Origin of the sequence: Kangsaoukella pontilimi, from assembly GCF_009830125.1 — a bacterium.
In the GTDB taxonomy this organism is placed as follows: domain Bacteria; phylum Pseudomonadota; class Alphaproteobacteria; order Rhodobacterales; family Rhodobacteraceae; genus Kangsaoukella; species Kangsaoukella pontilimi.
Genome location: NZ_WUPT01000002.1, coordinates 1,170,049 through 1,190,517, shown reverse-complemented (window position 1 = coordinate 1,190,517; position 20,469 = coordinate 1,170,049). Strand labels below are relative to the sequence as shown.

20 protein-coding genes are annotated in these 20,469 nt (G+C 66.8%); 14 read left to right on the top strand and 6 right to left on the bottom strand.

What is annotated here, in order from left to right:
* Positions 1–20: 20 nt before the first annotated feature.
* From GQ651_RS15415 to GQ651_RS15390, 6 genes are all read left to right on the top strand, one after another.
* Positions 21–1,205 carry a cation:proton antiporter gene (locus GQ651_RS15415; RefSeq protein WP_160765084.1) on the top strand — a complete coding sequence of 395 codons (1,185 nt, stop codon included), beginning with the start codon at positions 21–23 and terminating at the stop codon, positions 1,203–1,205.
* Between the two features lie 98 nt (positions 1,206–1,303).
* Complete coding sequence (locus tag GQ651_RS15410) at positions 1,304–1,771, top strand: putative PEP-binding protein (protein ID WP_227258210.1); 468 nt, start codon at positions 1,304–1,306, stop codon at positions 1,769–1,771.
* A gap of 5 nt (positions 1,772–1,776) precedes the next feature.
* Positions 1,777–2,457, top strand: coding sequence for a Crp/Fnr family transcriptional regulator (locus GQ651_RS15405; protein ID WP_160765082.1), 681 nt, complete (start codon positions 1,777–1,779; stop codon positions 2,455–2,457).
* An 85-nt stretch (positions 2,458–2,542) separates the two neighbouring features.
* Positions 2,543–3,424, top strand: a complete 882-nt coding sequence (locus GQ651_RS15400) for an MBL fold metallo-hydrolase (protein WP_160765200.1) — start codon at positions 2,543–2,545, stop codon at positions 3,422–3,424.
* Positions 3,425–3,447: 23 nt separating this feature from the next.
* A complete protein-coding gene (locus GQ651_RS15395) occupies positions 3,448–3,792 on the top strand; it encodes a TIGR01244 family sulfur transferase (protein ID WP_160765081.1) in 345 nt (114 codons plus the stop codon).
* Positions 3,793–3,854: 62 nt separating this feature from the next.
* Positions 3,855–5,588: a SulP family inorganic anion transporter gene (locus tag GQ651_RS15390; protein WP_160765080.1), complete on the top strand. Its 1,734-nt coding sequence runs from the start codon at positions 3,855–3,857 to the stop codon at positions 5,586–5,588.
* Positions 5,589–5,595: 7 nt separating this feature from the next.
* Here GQ651_RS15390 and GQ651_RS15385 read toward each other — a convergent pair whose 3' ends face one another.
* Complete coding sequence (locus GQ651_RS15385; RefSeq protein ID WP_160765079.1) at positions 5,596–6,756, bottom strand: CaiB/BaiF CoA transferase family protein; 1,161 nt, start codon at positions 6,754–6,756, stop codon at positions 5,596–5,598.
* Complete coding sequence (locus tag GQ651_RS15380; protein WP_160765078.1) at positions 6,756–7,970, bottom strand: acyl-CoA dehydrogenase; 1,215 nt, start codon at positions 7,968–7,970, stop codon at positions 6,756–6,758. The genes GQ651_RS15385 and GQ651_RS15380 overlap by 1 nt, the downstream gene beginning before the upstream one ends.
* A gap of 148 nt (positions 7,971–8,118) precedes the next feature.
* Here GQ651_RS15380 and GQ651_RS15375 point away from each other — a divergent pair, with 148 nt between their 5' ends.
* The 3 genes from GQ651_RS15375 (at position 8,119) to GQ651_RS15365 (ending at position 11,530) form a co-directional block, all read left to right on the top strand.
* Positions 8,119–9,273 carry a WD40/YVTN/BNR-like repeat-containing protein gene (locus tag GQ651_RS15375; protein ID WP_160765077.1) on the top strand — a complete coding sequence of 385 codons (1,155 nt, stop codon included), beginning with the start codon at positions 8,119–8,121 and terminating at the stop codon, positions 9,271–9,273.
* Positions 9,274–9,584: 311 nt separating this feature from the next.
* The gene (locus GQ651_RS15370) at positions 9,585–10,769 is read left to right on the top strand and encodes a CaiB/BaiF CoA transferase family protein (protein WP_160765076.1); all 1,185 of its coding nucleotides are present in this window, start codon (positions 9,585–9,587) and stop codon (positions 10,767–10,769) included.
* Positions 10,766–11,530, top strand: coding sequence for a citryl-CoA lyase (locus tag GQ651_RS15365; protein ID WP_160765075.1), 765 nt, complete (start codon positions 10,766–10,768; stop codon positions 11,528–11,530). Before GQ651_RS15370 ends, GQ651_RS15365 begins: the two co-directional genes overlap by 4 nt.
* 4 nt (positions 11,531–11,534) lie before the next feature.
* Here GQ651_RS15365 and GQ651_RS15360 read toward each other — a convergent pair whose 3' ends face one another.
* The 3 genes from GQ651_RS15360 to GQ651_RS15350 are packed head-to-tail and all read right to left on the bottom strand — an operon-like array spanning position 11,535 to position 14,583.
* A complete protein-coding gene (locus GQ651_RS15360) occupies positions 11,535–12,563 on the bottom strand; it encodes an ABC transporter substrate-binding protein (RefSeq protein ID WP_160765074.1) in 1,029 nt (342 codons plus the stop codon).
* Entirely contained in the window at positions 12,533–13,918 is a 1,386-nt protein-coding gene (locus GQ651_RS15355; RefSeq protein ID WP_319637454.1) for a sensor histidine kinase, read from the bottom strand. Before GQ651_RS15355 ends, GQ651_RS15360 begins: the two co-directional genes overlap by 31 nt.
* Positions 13,915–14,583 carry a response regulator transcription factor gene (locus GQ651_RS15350; RefSeq protein WP_160765073.1) on the bottom strand — a complete coding sequence of 223 codons (669 nt, stop codon included), beginning with the start codon at positions 14,581–14,583 and terminating at the stop codon, positions 13,915–13,917. The genes GQ651_RS15355 and GQ651_RS15350 overlap by 4 nt, the downstream gene beginning before the upstream one ends.
* Positions 14,584–14,680: 97 nt before the next feature.
* Here GQ651_RS15350 and GQ651_RS15345 point away from each other — a divergent pair, with 97 nt between their 5' ends.
* The 5 genes from GQ651_RS15345 to GQ651_RS15325 all read left to right on the top strand — a co-directional run bounded on the left by GQ651_RS15345 (position 14,681) and on the right by GQ651_RS15325 (position 19,548).
* The gene (locus GQ651_RS15345) at positions 14,681–15,634 is read left to right on the top strand and encodes a Bug family tripartite tricarboxylate transporter substrate binding protein (protein WP_160765072.1); all 954 of its coding nucleotides are present in this window, start codon (positions 14,681–14,683) and stop codon (positions 15,632–15,634) included.
* Between the two features lie 12 nt (positions 15,635–15,646).
* A complete protein-coding gene (locus tag GQ651_RS15340; RefSeq protein WP_160765071.1) occupies positions 15,647–16,087 on the top strand; it encodes a tripartite tricarboxylate transporter TctB family protein in 441 nt (146 codons plus the stop codon).
* Positions 16,088–16,099: 12 nt separating this feature from the next.
* Entirely contained in the window at positions 16,100–17,605 is a 1,506-nt protein-coding gene (locus GQ651_RS15335; protein WP_160765070.1) for a tripartite tricarboxylate transporter permease, read from the top strand.
* A 301-nt stretch (positions 17,606–17,906) separates the two neighbouring features.
* Entirely contained in the window at positions 17,907–19,253 is a 1,347-nt protein-coding gene (locus tag GQ651_RS15330) for an acyclic terpene utilization AtuA family protein (protein WP_160765069.1), read from the top strand.
* Positions 19,246–19,548 carry a DUF4387 family protein gene (locus GQ651_RS15325; RefSeq protein ID WP_160765068.1) on the top strand — a complete coding sequence of 101 codons (303 nt, stop codon included), beginning with the start codon at positions 19,246–19,248 and terminating at the stop codon, positions 19,546–19,548. The genes GQ651_RS15330 and GQ651_RS15325 overlap by 8 nt, the downstream gene beginning before the upstream one ends.
* Before the next feature lie 6 nt (positions 19,549–19,554).
* Here the strand turns inward: GQ651_RS15325 and GQ651_RS15320 are convergent, their stop codons facing one another.
* Positions 19,555–20,409 carry an MBL fold metallo-hydrolase gene (locus GQ651_RS15320; protein ID WP_160765067.1) on the bottom strand — a complete coding sequence of 285 codons (855 nt, stop codon included), beginning with the start codon at positions 20,407–20,409 and terminating at the stop codon, positions 19,555–19,557.
* Between the last annotated feature and the right edge of the window lie 60 nt (positions 20,410–20,469).

The following is a 20,469-nucleotide window of genomic DNA, read 5'->3' as shown; positions in this document are numbered from 1 at the left end:
GGTCCGGCTGGGCGAAGACGATGGATCAGGCAATCGTTCTGGTGACGCTCGGTGTACTGTTCCTCGGCGGACTTGCCGCGGACCATATCGGGCACCTGACCCGGCTGCCGCGTGTGACCATGCTTCTCCTCCTCGGCCTGCTGGTCGGACAGTCCGGGCTGGGCCTCCTGCCCGAGCAATCGGCGGCGTGGTTCGAGCCGATCTCGGTCGTGGCGCTGACCATGGTGGCGTTCCTTCTCGGCGCGGACCTGACCCGCGAGAACATGAACCGCCACGGGCGCGCGATCTTCGCGATCTCGCTGGCTGTGGTCTTCGGGACGGTCATTGTCGTCTGGGCGGGCCTCAGCGCCATCGGGATCGAGCCGGGCCTTGCGCTTCTTCTCGGCGCCATCGCCACCGCGACCGCGCCCGCCGCCATTGCGGATGTAATCCGCCAGTCAGGCATCAAGAACGGCTTCACCGAAACCGTCAGCGGCATCGTGGCCATCGACGATGTCTGGGGCCTTCTGGTGTTCAGCCTCTGCCTTGCGCTCGTCCACGAGTCGGGCGACTGGACGATGCCCCTCTATCACGCGGTCCGGGATATCGGCGGCGCGGTGCTTCTGGGGGCGGTCGTGGGCCTGCCGTCCGCCTTCCTGTCAGGCCGGCTGAAGCCGGGCGAACCGCTTCAGACCGAGGCCTTCGGCATCGTCTTCCTGACCGCCGGTATCGCGCTCTGGTTCGATATCTCGTTCCTGATCGCGGGCATGACCGCCGGCGCGCTCATCGCGAACCTTGCCCGGCACCACGACTATGCCTTCAGCGAGATCGAGCGGATCGAAGTGCCTTTCATGATCCTGTTTTTCCTGCTGGCCGGCGCCACGCTGGAACTCGACGCGCTTCTGGCCCTCGGCGGTCTGACGGCGGCCTATGTGGTTCTGCGGATACTCGCCCGCCTTATCGGCGCCGAAATCGGAGGCCGGATCGGACGGGTGCCGCGCCATGAGGTGCATCTCTATGGCCCTGCGCTTCTGCCGCAGGCGGGCGTCGCGGTCGGCATGGCGCTTGTCGCGGCAGCGGCCAAACCGGACTGGGCCGAGACGATCATGACGCTCACGATCGCCGCGACCGTAGTTTTCGAAATCCTCGGCCCACCCGTCACACAGGCGATGATCCAGCGCACCGCACGTGACCGCCGCGCCGCGGACAGGATCGGCGGGCATTGACACAGAACAATGCCCCCTTTGGGCCGCCGCGCTAGACAGGCACCCAAAGCCGGACGGTCCCGACTGCCGCCCGGTTGCCGAAACCAATGCGAGGGCAGATGCCGGACTGCGTCTTCAGAACCGAAGGGGTCACCAAGGTTTATAACACGGGCGAGGCGCAGGTCTTTGCGCTGGCCGGTGTCGATCCCGAACACTGCGCGAAAGAGCTTTCGGTTCTTCTCGGGCGTCACAACGGACCCTTCGACGGCTTCTACATCGGCTCGAACGACCTGACGCAACGGAGGCTTGGCCTCGACAGCGACAAGCTGGCCCCCATCCTCAATGAACGTCACCCTGCCCCCGACCGGATGATCCGCACGGTCATTGCCAAGGCGCACGAGCATGGTACCAAGGTCGGACTTTGCGGTCAGGCGCCGTCCAACCATCCGGAAGTCGACAAGGTTCTGGTGGACGCGGGCATCGCCTCGATCTCGGTCACGCCGGACGCCCCCCCTGAGCGCGAAAGGCCATATGGTGGCCGCAGAAGGCTCGTGATCGGGGGCCGAGGCGCGGCAAATGGGAGATGACTGGCATGAGCACGACCGAAGCAAGCTGGATCGACCGGTTCGAGGGGCTGAGCAAACTGCCCGCCGACCTGCGTGAGACGCTGGAAAAGGGCAGCAAGGTTATCGACGTGCCCGCCGGGACCGAAGTTTTCGCGCCGGGCAGTTCGCCCGACAATCTGCTTCTGCTTCTGGAAGGCACGGTGCGCGTGCAGCAAAAGTCGGATACCGGGCGCGAGGTCTTTCTCTACCGCGTTCATGCGGGCGAAAGCTGCGTGCTGACAACGGCTTGCATGCTGGCCTTCGAGGATTACTCCGCCGATGGCGTGGCCGAGACCGACGTTCGTGCCGTCGCCATACCCCGCAAGACCTTCGACGATCTCGCCGCCCGGTCGGCCGAGTTCCGCAACTTCATCTTCAAGGCCTATTCCCGCCGTATCACCGACCTCTTCACGCTGATCGACGATATCGTCTTTCAGAGGATGGACGTCCGCCTCGCCGCCAAACTGCTGGAGCTTGCGGGCGACGGCGACACGGTGAAGGCCACGCATCAGGTGCTGGGAACCGAGCTTGGCACCGCCCGCGAGGTCATTTCCCGCACCCTGTCCGAGTTCCAGCGCCGCGGCTGGGTCGAGCAGTCGCGCGGCACCGTCCACATCGTCGGACGCCCCGGATTGGAGCGCCTGGCAAGGTCCGCCGGAGAAATGTGACGAAGTCACCGAGGCTTTAAAGCCCCTCATGCAATGGTCCCTTAAATCGATTCTCAAGGAGACCGACATGAAGGACTTTCAGGACATGACCTACCCCGTCAACATGGGCGTCAAACCCGACGTCTCGGCCCATTTCGACGAGGCCACCAACACGATCAGCTATATCGTCAAGGACCCGACCAGCAATCACTGTGCCATCGTCGACAGCGTGATGGACATCGACTACGCCGCAGGCCGGATCACCTACGATCACGCCGACCGTCTGATCGCCGAGGTCGAGGAACGCGGGCTGATTCTCGACTGGATCATCGAAACCCACGTCCATGCCGACCACCTCAGCGCCGCGCCCTACATCCAGCAGAAACTGGGTGGCAAGATCGGCGTGGGTGACAAGATCCTCGTCGTTCAGGACACCTTCGGCAAGATCTTCAACGAAGGCACCGAGTTCCAGCGCGACGGCTCGCAGTTCGACGCGCTGTTCGAGGACGGCGACACCTACAAGATCGGCAATATGGACGCCTTCGCCATCTATACGCCGGGCCACACCCCCGCCTGTATGGTTCACGTGATGGGCGATGCCGCCTTCGTGGGCGATACGCTGTTCATGCCGGACGGCGGCTCGGCCCGTGCCGACTTCCCCGGCGGCGATGCGGCAACGCTTTACGACAGCATCCAGAAAGTGCTGATGCTGCCCGACGAGACGCGGCTCTTCATGTGCCACGACTACGGCCCGAATGGCCGCGACATCCAGTGGGAAACCACCGTGGGCGAGGAAAAGGCGCACAACATCCACGTGGGCGGCGGCAAGACGAAAGAGGATTTCGTCAAGTTCCGCACCGAGCGGGACGCGACGCTCGCCATGCCGAAACTGATCATCCCGTCCCTCCAGGTGAACATGCGCGCAGGCGAAGTTCCCACCGACAAGGACGGCAACCCGATGCTGAAAGTGCCGGTCAACAAGCTCTGACCGGCCGTGAAAGGACCAGTACAATGGAAATCCGAAACCTTGACGAGCGGCTGGCTGTCGGCCCGCAGATCGCCCTCGCAGACCTTGCCGCGCTGAAGGCGGCAGGGTTCCGGGCGGTGATCGACAACCGCCCGGACGGCGAAGAGCCGGGCCAGCCGGACCATGACGCGGTGAAGGCCGCGGCCGAGGCGGCGGGGCTTGCCTTCCGCTATATCCCCGTGGTGCACGGCGCTCTGCTCGACACGCCCGTGGCCGAGTTCGCTCGCGCAATGGACGAGCTTCCCGGCCCCGTCTTCGCCTATTGCCGGAGCGGCGCGCGCTCGACCGCGCTCTGGACCGCGATAACACCTCAGGCCCAGACGGCCTGAACCGCACGGGGGGCGGGGGCAATGAACGCCCCCGCCCGCCCTTTTCCGAAAAGACCCCTCTCATGGCCAAGCTGACACGATACCTTCCCATCCTCGACTGGGGCCGCAGCTACTCGCGCAGCGCCCTGTCAAACGACCTGATCGCAGCGGTGATCGTGACGATCATGCTGATCCCGCAATCGCTCGCCTATGCGCTTCTGGCCGGACTGCCTCCCGAGGCGGGGATCTATGCGTCGATCGTGCCGATCCTGCTTTATGCGGTCTTCGGCACCTCCCGCGCGCTGGCGGTCGGGCCGGTCGCCATCGTGTCGCTGATGACTGCCGCTGCTGTCGGCCAGGTCGCTGAACAGGGCACGATGGGATATGCAGCGGCGGCCCTGACGCTGGCGCTTCTGTCCGGCGCGATGCTTCTGGCGATGGGGGTGCTGCGCCTTGGCTTTCTGGCCAACTTCCTCAGCCACCCGGTCATCGCGGGCTTCATCACAGCCTCCGGCATCCTGATCGCCACCAGCCAGGTCCGACATATCCTCGGCGTCGAGGCCCATGGCCACACCCTGCCCGAGATCCTGACCTCACTTGCTGCGCATCTCGGCCAGATCCACCTGCCGACCGCCGCCATCGGCCTTGCGGCGCTCGCTTTCCTTTTCTGGGCGCGGTCCCGGCTGAAGCCGACGCTACTGCGCCTCGGGCTTGCCCCCGGCCTTGCGGGCATCGCAACCAAGGCCGGCCCCGTCGCGGCGGTCGCCGGCACGACGGCGTTGGTCTGGGCGCTCGACCTCGGCACGGGCGGCGTCGCCATCGTGGGCGACGTCCCGCAAAGCCTGCCGCCGCTCACCATCCCCGACCTCTCGCCCGATATCCTGCAAGGACTACTGGTCCCGGCGCTTCTGATCTCGGTCATCGGCTTCGTCGAATCCATATCCGTGGCCCAGACGCTCGCCGCCAAGAACCGGCAGCGGATCGACCCCGACCAGGAACTGATCGGTCTGGGTGCCGCGAATATCGGCGCGGCCTTCTCGGGCGGCTACCCGGTGACGGGGGGCTTCGCGCGCTCGGTCGTCAACTTCGACGCGGGCGCCGAGACGCCGGCCGCAGGTGCCTTCACCGCCATCGGCCTCGCCATCGCCGCCGTCGCCCTGACGCCGCTTGTCTATTTCCTGCCCAAGGCGACGCTCGCCGCGACCATCATCGTCGCCGTCCTCGGGCTGGTCGACCTGTCGATCCTGAAACGGACCTGGGGCTATTCGCGCGCCGATTTCGCCGCCGTTCTGGCGACGATCCTGCTAACCCTCGGCGCGGGCGTCGAGGCGGGCGTGTCGGCGGGAGTCATCCTGTCGCTCGTCCTCCATATCTACAAGACCGCGCGCCCCCACGTGGCCGTTCTCGGCCTCGTCCACGGCACCCAGCATTTCCGGAACGTGCTCCGCCACAAGGTCGAGACACAGCCGGGCCTTCTGATGCTCCGGATCGACGAAAGCCTCTATTTCGCCAATGCGCGCTTTCTGGAGGAGATGATCCTCGACCACCTCGCCCGAGACCCCGAGCTTCGCGATGTCGTGCTCCTCTGTTCAGCGGTGAACGAGATCGACTTCTCGGCGCTCGAAAGCCTTGAGGCCCTCAATCACCGGCTGACCGAGCAGGGCGTCGGCTTCCACCTGTCCGAGGTCAAGGGACCGGTCCTCGACCGCCTGGGCAAGACCCACTTCCTCGACGCGCTGAACGGCCGCGTGTTCCTGGCGCATTACGACGCCTGGACCGCGCTCAGAGGCACACCCGGCACAGACCGCGCCGCCTGAGCCGCGCCTAGACCTCCGGGTCGGCCGCGCCGCTCCAGCCGGCGCGGCGCACCTCCGGGTCATGCTGACCGAGACCGGGCGCGGGCCGGGCCAGCGACAGGTCCATCGCATCGAAACGAATGGGCGTCCTGACCCCCGGCACGCCACCCGGCGCAATCTGCATTCCCCGCGCGATCACCTGAGTGTCCGCGAAAACCTCGCCGATATCGTTGATCGGCGCGGCAGGCACGCCCTCGGCCTCCAGCGCCGCCAACAGATCCGCCTTGGTCCACCTCGCGAACTCGTCCGCCAGAACCGCCACCAGCGCATCCCGCTCTGCGACCCGCCCGCCATTGGTGGCATAGCGCGGGTCCTCTGCCAGATCGTCCCGGCCCAGAACGCGGCAAAGCCGCCGGTACTGCCCGTCATTCCCGGCGGCGATGATCACCGAACCATCGGCCACGGCAAACACCTGATAGGGCACGATATTCGGATGCTGGTTCCCCATCCGCATGGGCGCAACGCCGGTGCTCAGATAGTTCAGCGCCTGATTGGCGAGCGTCCCGACGCCCACGTCCAGAAGGCTCATGTCGATCCACGCGCCCTCGCCCGTTCGCCCCCGCGCGATCAGCGCCGCCTGAATGGCGGTCGCCGCATAAAGCCCGGTATAGATGTCGGTCAGCGCCACACCCACTTTCTGCGGCTCGCCCGAGGGATCACCAGTGATCGACATCAGCCCGCACATGCCCTGCACAAGGTAATCGTAACCCGCCCGCGCCGCATAAGGTCCGTCCTGCCCGAACCCTGTGATCGAGCAATAGACCAGCCCCGGATTGGCGGCCTTCAGGCTCTCGTAATCGAGGCCATAGCGCCTCAGACCGCCCAGCTTGAAATTCTCGATCACCACGTCGGCCTCGCCCGCCAGCCGCGTGACCATGGCCAGATCGTCCGCATCCCTGAAATCGGCGGTCACGCTTTTCTTGCCGCGATTGCAGGAATGGAAATAGGCCGCCGACCGGTCGCCCTCGCGCTCGATAAAGGGCGGACCCCAGCGGCGGGTATCGTCGCCCTCGGGCGCCTCGACCTTGATCACCGTCGCCCCCAGATCGGCCAGTACCTGCCCGGTCCACGGCCCGGCAAGAATGCGTGCCAGCTCCAGAACCTTCAGGCCTTCAAGCGGTGCGGCCATCAGAAGAACGCCTGCAGGCCCGTCTGCGCGCGGCCAAGGATCAGTGCGTGAATGTCGTGGGTGCCCTCGTAGGTGTTGACCGTTTCGAGGTTCTGCGCGTGGCGGATCACCCCGTATTCGCCCATGATCCCGTTGCCGCCATGCATGTCCCGCGCCGCCCGCGCGATGTCCAGCGCCTTGCCGCAATTGTTCCGCTTGATCAGGCTGATCGCCTCAGGCGCCGCCGTCCCCTCGTCCATCATCCGCCCGACGCGGAGCGCCGCCTGAAGGCCCAGTGCGATCTCGGTCTGCATATCGGCCAGCTTCTTCTGATAAAGCTGCGTCGCCGCCAGAGGCCGCCCGAACTGCCGCCGGTCAAGGCCATAGCTCCGCGCCCGGTGCCAGCAATCCTCCGCCGCGCCCATGACGCCCCAGGCGATGCCATAACGCGCGCGGTTCAGGCAGCCGAACGGCCCTTTCAGCCCCTCGACACCCGGCAGAAGCGCCTCCTCGCCCACCTCGACGTCCTTCAGAACGATCTCGCCCGTGATCGACGCCCGCAAGGAAAGCTTTCCTTCAATCTTCGGCGCCGAAAGCCCCTTCGTCCCCTTCTCCAGCACAAATCCCCGGATCTTGCCGCCATGGGCCTCGGACTTGGCCCAGACGACGAAGACATCGGCGATCGGGCTGTTCGAGATCCACATCTTGGCCCCGTTCAGGACGTAGCCGCCCTCGGTCTTCTTCGCCGTGGTCTTCATGCCACCGGGGTCCGAGCCCGCCTCGGGCTCGGTCAGGCCGAAACAGCCGATCCACGCGCCGCTCGCCAGCTTGGGCAGGTATCTGGCGCGCTGCGCGTCGGTCCCATAGGCATGGATCGGATACATCACCAGCGACGACTGCACCGACATCATCGAGCGATAGCCCGAGTCCACCCGCTCGATCTCGCGCGCGACAAGGCCATAGGTCACATAGCCCGCGCCCAGCCCGCCATGCTCTTCCGGGATGGTGACGCCCAACAGCCCCATCTCGCCCATCTCGCTAAAGATCGACGGATCCACACCCTCGCCCGCATACATCGCCTCGACACGCGGGGCGAGCCGGTCGGCGGCATAGGCCCGCGCGGCCTCGGCCACCATGCGCTCGTCCTCGGCCAGTTGCGCGTCCAAATGGAACGGATCGGCCCAGTCGAAGGCGCCAAGAGACGGGCCGTGGCCCTCTGCCTTGTCATCCCGCATGTCACTCTCCCTGACGTCCCGCACCCAGTTGGCTTCAAGCTATGCGCCGCCCGCCGCCCGCGCGCAAGACCGACGGGCAGGCGCGACGCCCCGCACGAATCCTGCTAAACTCGCCCCCCCCGAGACACCCACGCGGCAGGAGCGCGCAATGACCAAGGACCCCACCATCCTCGTCGGCACGACCAAGGGCGCCTTCCTGATCCGGAACGGCCCCGATGGCTGGACGGTGGACGGCCCCCACGCGGGCGGCTGGCCAATCAACCACGTCAAGGGCGAACCGGCGACGGGCCATATCTGGGCAGGCGGCGGCAACGCGTTCTTCGGGGCGGGTGTCTGGCGCTCGACCGATGGCGGCGCCACTTGGACCAACGCCCGCCTGACCAAGGGCGAGGTCGATGCCTGGGCCGAGGCAGAACCCGAGGTGGCCGAAATGCTGGGCATCGACACAAGCGAGCCTGCGCCCTTCGGGGATGCCTTCAATTCGGTCTGGTCCATTGGCCTGTCGAACGGCACGCTTTACGCGGGCACCCGCCCTGCCCAGCTTCTCGCTTCGACCGATGGCGGCGCGACCTGGACCATGAACACCGCCCTTGAAGGCTTCGACGGACGCGGCGACTGGTCCGGCGGCGCGGCCGGCCTGACGCTCCACACGATTGTCCCCGACCCGGCCCGCCCCGCGCGGCTCTGGCTTGGCATCTCGGCAGCGGGCGTCTTCGCGACAGAGGATGGCGGCAAATGCTGGGAGCGCCGAAACCGCCTCTCCAATGCCGAGGCCAGCGGTCACCACCACCATCCCGCCGCTCCCCGGAATGGCCAGACGGGACACTGCGTCCACAACATGGTCCGTGCGCGGGGGACCGGCGGCGACACGCTCTACCAGCAAAACCACCACGGCGTCTGGCGCTCCCGCGATGGCGGGCGAAGCTGGGACGACATCACCGGGGGGCTGCCCTCCACCTTCGGCTTTCCCATCGCCGTCCACCCGCACGACGACGACACGCTCTGGACGCTCCCCTTGAACGGCGACAGCGCCGGCCGCTTCCCGCCGGGTGCGGCAGCGGCGGTCTGGCGCTCGACCGACGCGGGCGAGACCTGGGAGGCGATGCGGACAGGCCTGCCTCAACAGGGGTGCTTCTTCACCGTCCTCCGACAGGCGATGGCCACGGACGACAGCGAGGCAGGCGGCGTCTGGTTCGGCACGAACACCGGCTCGGTCTTCGGCAGCCACGACGCGGGCGAGACCTGGACCGAGATCGCCCGCCACCTGCCTACCATCCTCTCCGTCGAAACTCTGACGACCTGACCTGCCCCGCACGCCCCCCACCACACCTGTCCATTATCGGCCCGTAAATATCCTCGGGGGTGCGCGAGGGGGCAAACAGCCCCCTCGCCTAAAGCGAATGCGTCAGCATTTGCGGAAAAGCGAATGCGTCAGCGTTTGCGGAAAAGCGAATGCGTCAGCGTTTGCGGAAAAGCGAATGCGTCAGCGTTTGCGGAAAAGCGAATGCGTCAGCATCCGCCCGGCGCGACCCGGCGAAGCCGGGGCGCAACCCCCGCTCCCTCTGGCCCCGACGTCCGCCGCCTGCTACCGATCCGGGAACGGAGGACCCCGACATGAGCCAACCGCCCTTGAGAGGCATCCGCATTCTCGACCTGACCAACGTGCTGGCCGGGCCCTTCGCCTGCCACCAGCTGGCCCATCTCGGGGCCGAGGTGATCAAGGTCGAACTCCCCGGCACCGGCGATCTCGCCCGGCAGCTCGGTCAGGACGAGGGGCTCTCGGCGCGGAACATGGGCGTCTCCTTCCTCGCCCCCAATCCCGGCAAGCGCTCGGTCACGCTCAACCTCAAAAGTCAGAGTGGCCGCGACGTCTTCGAGCGCCTTGTCGCCAGCGCCGACGTGCTGGTCGAGAACTTCCGCCCCGGCGTGATGGACCGTCTCGGCCTTGGCGCAAAGGCCCTTCGCACCCGCCACCCAAACCTGATCTACTGCGCCATTTCCGGCTTCGGTCAGGACGACCCCATGGCCGCGCGGCCCGCCTATGACCAGATCGTCCAGGGCATCTCGGGCGCCATGGCCATCACCGGAAGCCCCAGCGAACACCCGCTACGCGCAGGCTGGCCCGTGGCCGACACCGTGGGCGGGCTCACCGCCGCCATGGCGATCTCGGCGGCGCTGAACGCCCCCGAGCGGGGTGCCTTTATCGACATCTCCATGCGCGACGCGCTGATGGCGACCATGGGCTGGGCGGTGTCCAACTACCTCGTCGCGGGCGTCGAGGCGGAACCGGCCGGAAACGAGAACCTGACCTCGGCCCCCTCGGCCGCCTATCGCTGCGCGGACGGCCTTCTGAACATCGCCGCCAACAAGCAGGAACAATGGGAGGCGCTGGCCGCACACCTCGGCCTCGGCCAGCTGACAACGGATCCCCGCTTCATCACCCGTGCCGACCGCAAGGCCAACCGCACAGCGCTCAACACCCTGATCGAGAACGCGCTCTCGTCCCGCCCCGCCGCGCACTGGGAAGAGGCGCTGAACGGCATTGGCGTCCCCGCGGGCCGCATCCTCTCCCTGCCCCAGGCGCTGGAACAGGCCCGCGCGGCGGGACAGATCGCCGCCTTCGACATCGGCGAGGGGCGCGAAGCCGAGGTCTTCCGCACCGGAATGCGCTTTGACGGGCAACCGCTCGCCGTGGACAGCCCGCCCCCCGAACTCGGACAGGACACCGACGCCGTCCTGTCGGAACTCGGTCTCACCGGCGACGAAATCGCCGCCCTCAGAGAGGAAAACGCGATATGAGCGACGTGGCCGATTGGTGGAGCACCGCGATCATCGACATGGAACCGGGCCGGATCGACATTCGCGGCCGGCCCATTCAGGAGCTGATCGGCGCGGTCACTTTCCCCCAGATGATCTGGCTCATGCTGCGGGGCGACGTTCCATCCGAAGGGCAGGCACGGCTTCTGGAGGCGGCCCTCGTCGCCGCCGTCGACCACGGGCCTCAGGCCCCCTCCATTGCCACGGCGCGCATGGCGGTCACCTGCGGCGCGGCGCTCAATCAGGCGATGGCGAGCGCGGTGAACCTTCTGGACGATGTCCATGGCGGCGCGGGCGAACAGGCGGTCGAACTCTTCCACCGGATCGAGGCGTCCGGCGATCTGGCCGGTGAGGTCGCGCGTTGGCGCGACGAACGCGGCAAATACATTCCCGGCTTCGGCCATCGCTTTCACACCCCCACCGACCCGCGCGCGCCGCGCCTGATGGCGCTCGTGGACGAGGCCGAAGCGGCGGGGACCGTCTCGGGCACGTTCCGCCACATTGGAATGGAGATCGAGGCGCATCTGGCCGAGCGCGCGGGCAGGCCCATCCCGATGAACATCGACGGTGCGACGGCGGTGATCTATGCGGAACTCGGCTTCCCCCCGCCGCTCGCGCGCGGTCTTTTCTGCCTCTCGCGCTCGGTCGGCATCCTGGCCCACGCATGGGAGCAGAAACAGCAGGGCGGCCGGAACAAGGGGCCGACCCCGCCTGCCTATCGCTGGACCTATACCGGCGGCTGACGGCTCATTCCTGCGTGATCGACGCTTCCCAGTTTCTCAGGAACGTCCGCCGCTTCAGCCGGTCGAGAAACACCAGAAGCCCCGGCCCCAGACGGATCGGCCTCAGCGCCACGTTGTCCCTGAGCGCCGCATCGTCGATGGCGGGCAGGCCAGAGGCACGGACCAGATCGGGCCGGCCGCCGAGACGCGCCAGAAAATCCACCATCGCCGCAGACTCTTCCCGGTTCTCTGCCCCGTTCAGGATCATCACGGTCCTCAGCATGATGTTCGAGAAATCCTCCATCTCGACGATCCGGAACCCGCCCGCCTCGGCCTGCTGCGCGGCGGCGTAGCTGCCAAGGACGTTGTAAGCCAGAAGAAGGTCGCCCGAGCGGATGTCCCGCAGCATGTCGCCCGAACAACAGTAAAGCCGCGTATCGAGCCGGCCCATAATTTCAAGCAGACGCCAACTGTTTTCCGACGCCCGCGCATCCTGTGTCGCCAGCAGATAGCCGAAGCCCGATTCCCGCACGTCATAGGTGCCGATCTTGCCCCGGAACCGCTCGGGCTGATCCCGCAGGACCTCGATCAGCGCGTTCCGCGTGGCGGGCACCTCGCCGTCCGGGAAGGCATCGTCCGACACGATCAGAACGACCGGCTCCTGCGTGAAGGCGAAAAGCTGGTTCCGCCACCGCGCCCAGTCGGGCAGCGCATCCGTCGCCGCCGAGCGATAGGTCGCCGCGAAGCCGTCATTGGCGAGCTTCGTCTGCAGGTCCATCGCGGACGAGATTACCAGATCGAACCGCGCGCCCTCGTCCGCCACCGCCTTCATCGCCTCGGCGGTGGACGCGATGGTGTAGCGGATCGTGACGCCGGGGTTATCCGCCTGAAACGCCAGCAGGATCGGCTCGAACGCCTCGCGGTCGGCGGTGGAGAGGATCGTCAGAACGCCGGTCTCCACCTCGGCCGGATAGGTCAGGTCCGCCTCGATCTCGAAGGCCAGCGCAACCGCCGCCCAGAGGCTCAGGACAAGGGAAAGACAAGCGTGACGCATGCGCCGCCTCCGTTCCTGTTGGCCGCGATCTCAAGCCGTCCGCCATGGGCGCGCGCCACCTCGTCCGCGATGGTCAGACCAAGGCCCGAGCCGACGATATCGTCCACGTTCCGCCCCCGCGCGAAGCGGCCCTTCAGCGCCTCGACATCCGCCCCGCCGAACCCGCGCCCCGCATCCGTGACCGCCAGCCGGATGGTCTCCCCCGCCGACAGGGCCACCTCGACCGTCGTGTCCTCGGGCGAATACTTGATAGCATTGTCCACGATGTTCTGAAGCGCGCTCTGCAACAGCACCCAGTCGCCTTTCATGGTCACCGGCAGGTCCGGCACGCGGGCGAGAACGCTCACGTCTTTCAGCCCGGCTGCAGGCGAGAGCCGGTCGCAGGTGTCCTGCACCATCTCGCTCAGGTCCACCACCTCTTCCGACAGGCTGTCCGAGCGGAACGTCACCATCGCATGGTCCAGAAGTTGCCCCGCCGAGCGCGAGCTTTCATCGATGGCGCGGATCATCTCGCGCATGGTCTGGCGGTGCTCAGGCTTGTTCAGCTTGCGATGGGTGACCTCGGCTTTGGCCCTGACCGTGGCGAGAGGCGTCCTGACCCGGTGCGCGGCCTCGGCGATCAGGTCCTCGGACCGCTGAAGCGATGCACGGAGTCGCGCGATGAAGCTGTTCAGCGCCGCGACGAAGGGCACCAGTTCGGCGGGCGTCTCGGTCTCGAAGGGGCGCAGGTCCCCCGGCCCCCGTCGCGTCACCGACGCCGTCATCCTCTCAAGCGGGCTGAGCGCGCTCTGCGCCGCCCAGAGCGACAGGGCCGTCGCCACCACGAAGAACCCGATGCCCGCCGCCGTCGCGATGGCGCTGATCCGCTGCGAGATCGCCTGTAGCCCCAGCCGCGTCTGCGCGACAGAAATCTGCACGTTGGACGGCGCGCCCCCGGTGCTGACCACCCGCGCGACGCTGACCATCCGCACCTCGTCGCCCCGGTACTCGAAGGTGGAAAACGTGTTCCGCGACAGCGTCGGCGCGTCCTCGGGCGGCGGCAGGTCGTCGTATCCGGTCAGCGTCTCGCCATTGACCACAACGCGGTAGAACACCCGGTCCTCGTTGATCGTTCCCAGCATGGACAGTGCCGAATAGGGCAAATCCAGCGTGATCGACCCCTCCTCGGATCTCAGCGCATCGGCAATCGACGTGGCCGAGGCGGCGAGTATCCCGTCCTGCGTATCCTCTGCCGCCGAGGCCGCAACCGCCCGCATCACCAGAAACAGCAGAACCGACAACAGCGCCGCGATAGCCGCCAATTGCAGGAACAGCCGCCGCCGGATCGACCCTTTCGCCGCCGCGCCCGCGCTCACCTGTCCGCCACCAGCCGGTAGCCCAGACCGCGCACCGTCTCGATCCTGACCTGAGCCCCCTCCAGCCGCCGCCTGATCCGGCCCACATAGACCTCGATCGCGTTCTCGTTCACCTCATCGGAAAACGAAAACATCCGGTCCATCAGGTAGGACTTGGAAAAGACCTGACCGGGAGCGGCGAAAAACACCTCCAGCAGGCGCAGCTCGCGGTTTCTCAGCGTCTGCGCCTCGCCCCCGATCCGAAGCTCTCCCGCAGCCGAATCAAGGACCGCATCCGCCACCGTCACGCTGTTGACCGCCGCCCCGCCACGGCGCCGCAACACCGCCCGGCAGCGCGCTTCGAGCTCGGAAAAGTCGAACGGCTTGGTGATATAGTCGTCTGCCCCGAGGTCCAGCAGCCCCACCCTGTCCGACACTTCGGACCGCGCCGTGGTGACGATCACGGGCGTCTGTTTCTCGGCCTGACGATGCGCCTCCAGAAAGCTGCGCCCGTCCCCGTCGGGCAGCATAATATCCAGCAAAATCAAATCGTAATCGGCAACCGCGATACAGGCCCGCGCGGCGTCCAGCGTGTCCGCATGGTCGACCGCATGACCGTCCATCTGCAGCCGCTCGACCACGGCGCCTGCCAGGCTGGCGTTATCCTCGATCAACAGAAATCGCATGGTCCCGGTTCAGATAAGGACGTGACAGCTTGGTGACAGGTCCATAGCGTTACTGACCATGAGCGGGCGAAAAGCCCGTGTCAAATGGGAGGACATCATGAATATCAAAACGCTCGGCCTGTCGGCCGTTTTCGTTGTCACGGCCGGTGCCGTGTCGGCGGCGGAGTGCATCGCGCCCGCCAACCCCGGCGGCGGCTGGGACTTCACCTGCCGCCAGATCGGCAAGATCCTGTATGACATCGGTCAGGTCGACAGCCCCGTGCAGGTCACCAACATGGCCGGCGGCGGCGGCGGTCTGGCCTATTCTACCGTGGTCAATGAGCGCAATGACGACCCCGACCTGATCGTGGCCGCCAGCCAGGCCACCGCGACCCGTCTTGCCCAGAACGCCTTCGGCGGCGCCACCGCGGACCAGGTGCGCTTTGTGGGTGCCATCGGCGCCGACCCCGGCGTCATCGTCGTAGCTGCCGACAGCCCCTACAACAATCTCGACGACCTCATGAACGCCGTTAAGGCGGGCGAGGACATCTCCTTCGCGGGCGGCTCGGCCGCAGGCGGCTTCGACCACCTCAAGGTACTGATGCTGGCGAAAGAAGCCGGGATCGATGACGTCCGCGCGATCAAGTATATCGGCGTGGACGGCGGCGCCGATGCCATCACTCAGACCATCGGTGGTTTCACCACGGGCATGACCGGCGACATCTCGGAAATCGTCGGCTTCATCGAAACAGGCGAAGTGAAGGCCATCGCGATCCTCACCGACGAGCGCGTCGACAGCTTCCCGGACATCCCGACCGCTCAGGAACAGGGCTATGACGTGACCGCCGTAAACTGGCGCGGCCTCTACGTGCCCAAAGGCATCTCGGACGAGCGGTTCCAGGAATGGGCCGACAAGCTCCAGGCCGTGGCTGACAGCGACGAGTGGAAAGCCGCGATGGAAGCCAACGGTCTCGCTCCGTTCACCCGCGTCGGTGACGACTTCCAGAACTGGGTCGACGGTGTCATCGCCGACACCGAAGAACTCAGCCGCGAAATCGGCGTGATCCAGTAAGGGATCGAACCCATGCTCAGAACCGACCGCATCTTCGGCGTGGTCGTGATTCTGGCGGCGCTCGCGTATATCGCGAGCGCCTTCCAGATCCGGACCAGCTTCCTCTCGGACCCGATGGGATCGAAATCCTTTCCGATCCTCCTCGGCGTGATCGCGATCCTCTGCGGCGCGATCATGGTCCTCAAACCCGATGACGAGGTCGAATGGCCCTCGGCGGGCGCATTTCTGAAGATCGCCTTCGCAACGGTTACCATGATCGGCTATGCCTATTCGCTGAAACCGCTGGGCTTTCTTCTGCCGACCGCCGTGGCGGCGGGCATTCTGAGCTATCTCATCGCCGGGCGCGCGCTTTTCGCCGTGCTCGCGGGCCTCGGCCTGTCGGCCGGGCTGTTCCTTGTCTTCAAATACGCTCTCGGGCTGGGCCTCGTCGCCTTTCCCAAGGGCCTCTTCTAGGGGCGCGCCACCATGGATATCCTGTCCAATCTCGCCCTCGGCTTCTCCATCGCGCTCAGCCCATGGACGCTGATGCTGGCCGTCATCGGCTGCTTCCTCGGCACGATCATCGGCGCGCTGCCGGGCCTCGGCCCCTCGAACGGCGTGGCGATCCTGATCCCGCTGACCTTCTCGCTCGGCCTCGACGCGACCTCGGCGCTCGTCCTGCTGACCAGCGTCTATTACGGCGCGATGTATGGCGGGCGGATCTCGTCGATCCTCCTGAACATTCCCGGTGACGAACCGGCCCTGATGACGACACTGGACGGCTACCCCATGGCCAAGGCGGGCCGCGCGGGCGACGCGCTGGTGATCTCGGGCGTGGCCAGCTTCGTCGGCGCCTTCCTCGCAACCATCGGCCTGATGCTGCTCGCGCCGCTCCTGTCGCGCGTCGCCTATCAGTTCGGCCCGGCGGAGTATTTCGCGCTTTACATGCTGGCCTTCTGCACCCTCGGCGGCCTCGCCTCGCAGAACCAGGCCAAGGCGGCCTTCGCCGCGGCGCTCGGGCTGGCCATCGCGACCATCGGCCTCGACAACCAGACCGGCATGCCGCGCTTCACCTTCGGAAACCTGCACCTGATGGACGGGGTCGATTTCCTCGTGCCGCTCGTGGGGCTTTTCGCGGTGTCCGAAGTCCTGATCTACATCGAGAACCAGGGCAAATCCTCGTCCCTCGGCGTCAAGCTGGAAAAGGTGACGATCCCCTTCCGCGATATCGGCGCATCCTTCGGAACCATGATCCGCGCCAGCTTCACCGGCTTCGTCGCGGGCGTTCTGCCCGGCGCGGGCGCGTCGCTCGGATCGTTCCTGGCCTACATGACCGAAAAAAGCTTCGCGGGAAAGAACGGCGGCTTCGGCACGGGCGTTCCCAGGGGTATCGCCGCGCCCGAGGCGGGCAACAACGCAGCCGCCGGCGGCGCGCTCGTACCGATGCTCACCCTAGGCGTGCCGGGATCGGGCACGACGGCGGTTCTGCTGGCGCTTCTCATGACCCTCAACATCACGCCCGGCCCCACCCTCTTTACCGACCGGCCCGAAGTGGTCTGGGGCCTGATCGCGGCGCTCCTGATCGCCAACGTCGTGCTGCTGATCATGAACGTGCCGATGGTGAAGCTCTTCGTGCATATCCTGTCGGTGCCGCCGGGGCTGCTGCTGCCGGGGGTGATGATGGTCAGCTTCGTCGGTATCTTCTCGCTGACCGGCAGCTATTTCGACCTTCTCCTGATGACCGGCTTCGGCGTCATGGGCTATCTCTTCCGCAAGATCGGCGTGCCGACAGTGCCGATCATCCTCGGCATCCTGCTCGGCGGCCACATGGAAGACGCGCTCCGCCGCGCCATGATCCTGTCCGACGGGGACGTGACCTATCTCTGGTCCTCGCCGATCGCGATCGGTCTCTGGGCCGCGGCCATTATCGGCTTCATCGCACCGATGTTCCTCCGCCCCATCCTGAAACGTCCCGACCGGGTGATCGACTGATGTTTCGGATCTGCGATCCGACACACCGGAGGGTGAGAGCCAGTCCGCCGCAGGCGGCGACACGTCGGGTGGACGTGTCGAGGTTCGAACTGGCCGGGCCCCGGCCGAACCACCGGAGGGGTTCCACCCCTCCGGACCTACCCGGGAGTATTTTTCCCAAGAAGAAGAACAATTTGAGTCAAATTGTCTTCGCCTGTTCCGAAATATCCCGGGGGACGAGGAACGTCAGTGACGAGGGGGGCGGAGCCCCCACCGGTTTTCCCCGAAAACCGCTCACCGCGACGCCTGAGGCGGCGCAACCGTGACGCGTATCCTCGTTCCGTCCGGCGCGCTCGGCCTCGGCTGGGATCAGGAGGCCCTTGAACGCGGCATCGCGAACAGGCCCGATCTGATCGCCATCGACGGCGGCTCGACCGATTCCGGCCCGTCCTATCTCGGCCGCGGGGTCTCGAAATACGCGCGCTCGACCACCAAGGCCGAATGGGCCGCGCTGATGGACGCCGCTCACCGCGCCGGCTGCCCGCTGGTCATCGGAACTGCCGGCACCTGCGGCGCGGGCCCGGCGGTCGACTGGCTGACCGACATCACGCACGAGGTGCTGGCCGAGACCGGCCGCACCGCAAGGGTCGCCATCCTCAAATCCGACCAGCCCGCCGGGCGCATCGCTGACGCCATGGCAATGGGCCGTATCACACCCCTCCCCGCGGCACCCGAGATCGACGCCGATACCGTGACAAGCTGCGCCCATATCGTCGCGCTGGCCGGTATCGAACAGGTCAACGCCGCGCTGGCCACGGGCGCCGATATCGTCATCGCGGGGCGCACCACCGACACCGCCATCATCGCCGCGCTCCCCATTGCGCGGGGCATCGACCCCGGCCTCGCCTGGCACGCGGCCAAGATCGGCGAATGCGGCGCGCTCTGCGCGTCGAACCCGCAATCGGGCGTCCTCCAGATCGACTTCGAAGACGACGCCTTCACGTTGACGCCCCTCGCCGACGGTGCACAGGCGACGCCGCACACGGTTTCCGCCCATATGCTCTATGAGAACTCCGACCCGTTCCTCCTCTACGAGCCGGGCGGCGCACTCGACGTCACCCATGCGCGTTACACCGCGCTCGACGACACCCGCGTCCGCGTGACCGGCCCCGTCTGGCGCCCGTCTCCCGACTACACGGTCAAGCTCGAAGGCGCGCGCGTCGCGGGCTACCAGACGATCCTCCTCGCGCTCCTCCGCGACCCGCGCTATGTCGCCAAAGCCCAGGGCTGGGCCGACGACATCATCGCCCGCGCCACCGCCAAGGCCCGCGACCGCACCGGACGCGACGACTTCTCAATCGAGATCCGCCTCATCGGCCGGAACGCCACGCTCGGCGCGCTCGAACACCGCACAGGCGACCCGGTCGAGGTCGGCGCCCTCGGCATCGTCACGGCGCCGACGCCCGAACTCGCTTCGGAAATCGGCAAGCTTCTCAATCCCTACCTCCTGCACCACCCCCTGACGCGGGAAGAGGAACAGCCCACCTTCGCCTTCCCCTTCTCGCCCGCCGAGATCGACCGGGGCGCAATCTACGAATTCTGCCTCCACCACGTCATGACGCTCGACGACCCGATGGAGGTCTTCACGCTCGAGGTGATTGATGCCTGAGCTTCGCTCGATCGCCGAAAAGGTCCGCTCGAAGAATGCGGGGCCCTTCTGGATCACCGTGGACATCTTCTGCGGCACGGACACCGCCTTCACCCGCATCCGGGACGGGCTCGACACCGCGCGCGTGGCAGAGGCGCTTGATTGCCCAGGTCAAACGCTCAAACGCTTCGACATCCCAGATTTGCACGTGGTCAAGATTTCGATTCCGCGCCCCCAGGTTCAGGGCACCGCCGCCGACCGCGACATGCACGGCGCCGCGCTCGCCAACATATTGGCCGAAATCGACCTTCCCTGAGAGCGGTCAAAGGTCGATCCGCACCCCGTCGGTCCCGAGCGTGAGCGCCCCGTCCCAGTGCCGGCGCAGCTCGCGCTCCCAGTCGGCGTCGGTAAACCCCGGAAACCCGTCCGGCACGAAATGGTTGACCGCCAGATGCCCGACACCAGCCGCCGCCGCGACTCGCCCCACATCCGCCGCCGCCGTGTGGCTGCGCAGGATATGCTGCCTGAGCCGCGCGTCCTCATGTCCGAGATTGGCGATCACCGCGTCCACGCCATCCACCAGCATCGCCTCATGGACCAGCAGGTCCGCGCCCGCAGCAAACGCCGCCATCTCCGGCATATAGGCGGTGTCGCCTGACAGCACGATGGCGCGCCCGCCCGCCTCGAACCTCAGGGCGAAACTGTCGCACAGGGGCGGATGCACGTTCCGCATCGCCCGGACCGTCACCTCGCCCACACGGATCACCTCGTCCGGCCCCAGCGGCCGCAGCGCCGCCAGAGGCTCCAGCGGCACGCGCCCCTCATCGGCGATGCGAAGCGCGATATCCGCCTCCATCGAGGCGAGAAACCCCGCCCAGTACCGCTCCAGCCCGGCAGGCCCATAGACCGGCACCTCCCGCGTCAGCCCCGCGGTCCACGCCGTGTGCAGAAGCGGCCCTAACTCAAGGTAGTGATCGGAATGCAGATGCGTGACGAACACCGCATCGAGCGCGGTCAGCGCCACCCCCTGATCGCACAGACCCCGAGACGCGCCCAGACCCGCATCGACAAGGATCACCGCCCCCCCGAGCGACACAAGGATCGACGTCGGCATGTGCGACCCCGGCCGGATCGCCGGCCCGCCCTTCACGCCCATCAGCGCCACGAAATCGGCCATCATTCCTCCCCCGACTGCCGAGCCTACCCTCGCCCCGCACGGCCCACGGGACAAGCGCGA

Excerpts from the sequence above, each read along its gene's own strand:
- GQ651_RS15415 (WP_160765084.1), top strand. The coding sequence starts at position 21 with ATGGATCAGGCAATCGTTCTGGTGACGCTCGGTGTACTGTTCCTCGGC.
- GQ651_RS15410 (WP_227258210.1), top strand. The coding sequence starts at position 1,304 with ATGCCGGACTGCGTCTTCAGAACCGAAGGGGTCACCAAGGTTTATAAC.
- GQ651_RS15405 (WP_160765082.1), top strand. The coding sequence starts at position 1,777 with ATGAGCACGACCGAAGCAAGCTGGATCGACCGGTTCGAGGGGCTGAGC.
- GQ651_RS15400 (WP_160765200.1), top strand. The coding sequence starts at position 2,543 with ATGACCTACCCCGTCAACATGGGCGTCAAACCCGACGTCTCGGCCCAT.
- GQ651_RS15395 (WP_160765081.1), top strand. The coding sequence starts at position 3,448 with ATGGAAATCCGAAACCTTGACGAGCGGCTGGCTGTCGGCCCGCAGATC.
- GQ651_RS15390 (WP_160765080.1), top strand. The coding sequence starts at position 3,855 with ATGGCCAAGCTGACACGATACCTTCCCATCCTCGACTGGGGCCGCAGC.
- GQ651_RS15385 (WP_160765079.1), bottom strand. The coding sequence starts at position 6,756 with ATGGCCGCACCGCTTGAAGGCCTGAAGGTTCTGGAGCTGGCACGCATT.
- GQ651_RS15380 (WP_160765078.1), bottom strand. The coding sequence starts at position 7,970 with ATGCGGGATGACAAGGCAGAGGGCCACGGCCCGTCTCTTGGCGCCTTC.
- GQ651_RS15375 (WP_160765077.1), top strand. The coding sequence starts at position 8,119 with ATGACCAAGGACCCCACCATCCTCGTCGGCACGACCAAGGGCGCCTTC.
- GQ651_RS15370 (WP_160765076.1), top strand. The coding sequence starts at position 9,585 with ATGAGCCAACCGCCCTTGAGAGGCATCCGCATTCTCGACCTGACCAAC.
- GQ651_RS15365 (WP_160765075.1), top strand. The coding sequence starts at position 10,766 with ATGAGCGACGTGGCCGATTGGTGGAGCACCGCGATCATCGACATGGAA.
- GQ651_RS15360 (WP_160765074.1), bottom strand. The coding sequence starts at position 12,563 with ATGCGTCACGCTTGTCTTTCCCTTGTCCTGAGCCTCTGGGCGGCGGTT.
- GQ651_RS15350 (WP_160765073.1), bottom strand. The coding sequence starts at position 14,583 with ATGCGATTTCTGTTGATCGAGGATAACGCCAGCCTGGCAGGCGCCGTG.
- GQ651_RS15345 (WP_160765072.1), top strand. The coding sequence starts at position 14,681 with ATGAATATCAAAACGCTCGGCCTGTCGGCCGTTTTCGTTGTCACGGCC.
- GQ651_RS15340 (WP_160765071.1), top strand. The coding sequence starts at position 15,647 with ATGCTCAGAACCGACCGCATCTTCGGCGTGGTCGTGATTCTGGCGGCG.
- GQ651_RS15335 (WP_160765070.1), top strand. The coding sequence starts at position 16,100 with ATGGATATCCTGTCCAATCTCGCCCTCGGCTTCTCCATCGCGCTCAGC.
- GQ651_RS15325 (WP_160765068.1), top strand. The coding sequence starts at position 19,246 with ATGCCTGAGCTTCGCTCGATCGCCGAAAAGGTCCGCTCGAAGAATGCG.
- GQ651_RS15320 (WP_160765067.1), bottom strand. The coding sequence starts at position 20,409 with ATGGCCGATTTCGTGGCGCTGATGGGCGTGAAGGGCGGGCCGGCGATC.